Origin of the sequence: Flectobacillus sp. (genome assembly GCF_049240685.1) — a bacterium.
Lineage (GTDB): Bacteria > Bacteroidota > Bacteroidia > Cytophagales > Spirosomataceae > Flectobacillus.
This window is the reverse complement of the sequence record NZ_JBMLSD010000026.1, coordinates 1-3,606: the sequence shown is the minus strand read 5'-3', so window position 1 is coordinate 3,606 and position 3,606 is coordinate 1. Positions and strand designations below refer to the sequence as shown.

Genomic DNA, 3,606 nt, shown 5'->3' with positions numbered 1-3,606 from the left:
TATGAATTTTTTTCATTGATTGGTTTCTTCGATCTTGTTTTGTTAAAGCTAATTGATTAATTGAATAGTAAGTTTTCTTGCATTTAGTTTTGTGTTTTTGGCAACAGGCAACAGGCATAAGGCAACAGGCAAAGAGTGTTAAATTATTTTATAACGATAAATACCTTTTTGGCGAATGCTCATGGCTGAAAGCCTTAAATTTTATTTTGAGTACTAAATTAAGTTATCGTGCAAAATTATATTTAAGTTTTGTGTTTTATGGACAAAGCAACAGGCACAAGGCAAAGAGTGTTAAAATGTTTTTAACGACCACGGACAAGCATTTTTCCCAAAGCCCACCGCCGAAAGCCGATACCTGAAAGCTTAAAGCACAATCTTAAACTTTATTTTGCGTACTAACTTAGCGATAAATATGTTTTTGCAGAATGCTCATGGCTGAAAGCCGAAGGCCCAATAACTTAGATATTTGCAAAATTGTACTTTTGTGTATGTCTTTATGGTAAAATTTTGACATCATTTTCGAATGTTACAAATTTTGAGGAGGTTCAAATAAAGACTTTAAGGTTTCTAACATCGAAATAATATCATGAACAATATTTCTTGCTTTTTTCATCACTTGAGTATTGGTTTTGTCTAGCGATTGTTCGTCGAAATACTTCCATAAATAGAGTAAGTCATCAAACTGATAGGCAAAGTCATCAATGCGATAGAGTGAAAATCTGTCCTCCTTTTCGTAGGCTTTGTAGATTACCAAACAGAATGCACCATCCTTGAGGATGCTTTTGACCATATTTTGGCTAAAATCCTGTGGTAACTCCCGATTGTCCACCAAAAAGTCTAAGATAGAGCTCTGATCTTGGCTGATAGTAAGTTTAGAATTTAGGCTCATGGTATATTAGGATTTTTCAAAGATGGATTCAACTTGAAATCATACAATCGCAAAAATATAGCTATCAACCAATTTTTATACAAGATATAAAACGAATCGATAAATATATATTTTGGGTAAAAAGTTCTTGAAATATTGCAAGCAATATCCTTAACAAGTCTTGTTATTCTTTGTTTAGTGCAATATTTGGCAGTTAAAAAATAAAGACTTAACTTTGAGATTATTTTAAGATTTTCATTGCGTATTTTTTGCCTGTAAATCAAGCGGAAAACTTGAAGCTGTGAAAATAATTGACACTATTCATAAATCTAAAACGCAGATATAAAGTGGATATTTTTGAGAAAGTCGTAAACAACATGGGGCCGCTAGGTTCTTACCACAAAATTGGCCACCACTATTTTTCATTTCCTAAATTGACTGGCGAATTAGGCCCTTATATGAACTTCAATGGCAAGCGCATGCTAAATTGGTCATTGAACAACTACCTTGGTTTGGCCAATCATCCTGAAGTGCGCGAAGCTGATGCACAAGCTTCGGCCGACTATGGTTTGGCTTATCCAATGGGTGCTCGTATGATGTCGGGTAACTCTGATTTACATGAGGAGTTTGAGCGTCAATTAGCTGAATTTGTAGGAAAAGAAGACGCATTCTTGTTGAACTACGGCTACCAAGGGGTAATGTCTATTATTGAATGTATGGTAGACCACCGTGATATCATTGTTTACGATGCTGAATGTCATGCTTGTTTGATTGATGGTATCCGTTTGCACAAAGCCAAAATGGGTGCATATTATAAGTTCAATCACAACGACATGGACTCGTTGCGTAAAAACCTTGAACGCGCTACCAAAAAAGTTGCTGAAACTGGTGGTGGTATCTTGGTTATTACTGAGGGTGTATTTGGTATGTCGGGTAAAGTTGGTTCTTTGGACGAAATCGTTGCCCTAAAGAAAGATTTTAACTTCAGAATATTGGTTGATGATGCTCATGGTTTTGGTACAATGGGTGAAAATGGTCGTGGTGTTCACGAGCATTTGAACTGTATCGAAGGCATTGATTTGTACTTCTCAACATTTGCCAAGTCAATGGCTGCTATTGGTGCATTCGTGGCTGCTCCGAAAGACATTATCATGTACTTAAAATACAACATGCGTTCTCAGACTTATGCTAAGGCACTTCCGATGCCATACGTAATAGGAGGAATGAAGCGTTTGGAGTTAATCAAGAAACACCCTGAATTGCGTGAGAAGTTGTGGGAGAATGTTCGTGCTTTGCAAGATGGTTTCCGTAAGAGAGGATTTGACATTGGTGAAACTACATCGCCAGTAACACCAGTATTCTTGCATGGAGAATACGACGTGCTTACAGCAACGTCTTTGATTAAGGATTTACGTGAAAATATGGGTATCTTCTGTTCGATTGTAGTTTATCCAGTTGTACCAAAAGGACAAATTATGTTGCGTATTATCCCTACTTCTGCACATACATTGGAGGATGTTGAGTACACCATGAACCAGTTTGAAGTAGTACAGAAAAGATTGGCTGAAGGCTTCTATAAAGCACAAGCTGAGCAGTTTAAATCGGTATTAGCATAATTTTAATACGATTTTGTGCTTTTTTCATGCTTTTTTTTACAAAAGAATTTGCATCATGTTGGAAATTGACTATATTTCGGTCGTAAAAAATGCCTACAGGCTTCGTATGAGGCTTTTTTAACCATTTATCCAACCTAAATCCAATTACAAATATGAGCAGATTCTCAGAAGTAAAAGACTTGATTATGTCATTAGAGGGTGACTTCGAAAAGTTCTATGAAAAAGGCAATCAGGCTGCTGGAACTCGTGTAAGAGGTGGCATGCAAGCATTAAAAACTTTGGCTCAAGAGATTCGTACTGAAATCCAAGACAAGAAAAACCAAAGTAAATAATTTAAGCAAATATAAAAGGCTAGCAATTCAAACTGCTAGCCTTTTGCTTTTGGGACTTTTCCAGAAAAATCATTTTTGGAAGCCACCTACCTGCTAAAACTGTTCTGCATTCATAATGGTAGCCATACCATCTGTCGTTTTTTTGTTGGTAGCTACATCAAAAATTTCACATTTGATTTCAGCAATATGCTTCTTCTCATCAATGTTTACTACGGTAAACACCGCTTCATAATCTGTGTCAACAAACATTGGTCGCTTAAATTCAGAAACTTGTTTTAAATAAACACTTCCGAAACCAGGAAATTCAGTACCCATTACTTTAGAGAAAATGCTCGAAGCTAGTGCACCATGAATAATCGGGCGCTTAAATTGAGTGGTAGCGGCAAATTCAGCATCCAAATGAAGAGGGTTGTGGTCACCAGATACTTTTGCAAATAAAATTACGTCATCTTGTGTGAATGAAAACTTATGACGATGTACAGTATTGAGAGCAATCATGAATAAAAAGATTTTTTGAATGAAATAGTACCCATTTAATGGGCGCTTCATTTCTTAATTTTATGCAAATATACTTCGAGTATTTTGATTTCAGTAACAATACGCTATTGCTTACAAAGGTTTACTATTAAGTAATAGTGCAGAATTATATTTTTAGGGACAAGGCAACAGGCACAAGGCAAAGAGTGTTAAAATATTTTTAACGACCATGTACATGCATTTTTCCCATAGCCCACCGCCAAAAGCCGATACCTGAAAGCTTAAAGCACAATCTTAAACTTTATTTTGCGTA

4 protein-coding genes are annotated in these 3,606 nt (G+C 36.1%); 2 read left to right on the top strand and 2 right to left on the bottom strand.

Annotated elements, in window-relative coordinates; translation table 11 throughout:
• Positions 1 to 526: 526 nt before the first annotated feature.
• On the bottom strand, positions 527 to 889 hold the full coding sequence (locus tag ACOVQ4_RS01230; RefSeq protein ID WP_421818850.1) for a hypothetical protein: 363 nt from the start codon (positions 887 to 889) through the stop codon (positions 527 to 529).
• 326 nt (positions 890 to 1,215) lie between these two features.
• Here ACOVQ4_RS01230 and ACOVQ4_RS01225 point away from each other — a divergent pair, with 326 nt between their 5' ends.
• Complete coding sequence (locus ACOVQ4_RS01225; protein ID WP_421818849.1) at positions 1,216 to 2,484, top strand: aminotransferase class I/II-fold pyridoxal phosphate-dependent enzyme; 1,269 nt, start codon at positions 1,216 to 1,218, stop codon at positions 2,482 to 2,484.
• Positions 2,485 to 2,636: 152 nt separating this feature from the next.
• Positions 2,637 to 2,816 (top strand): histone H1, encoded by a 180-nt coding sequence (locus tag ACOVQ4_RS01220; RefSeq protein ID WP_421818848.1) that lies wholly within the window; start codon positions 2,637 to 2,639, stop codon positions 2,814 to 2,816.
• 93 nt (positions 2,817 to 2,909) lie between these two features.
• Here ACOVQ4_RS01220 and ACOVQ4_RS01215 read toward each other — a convergent pair whose 3' ends face one another.
• Positions 2,910 to 3,314: a MaoC family dehydratase gene (locus tag ACOVQ4_RS01215; protein WP_421818847.1), complete on the bottom strand. Its 405-nt coding sequence runs from the start codon at positions 3,312 to 3,314 to the stop codon at positions 2,910 to 2,912.
• Between the last annotated feature and the right edge of the window lie 292 nt (positions 3,315 to 3,606).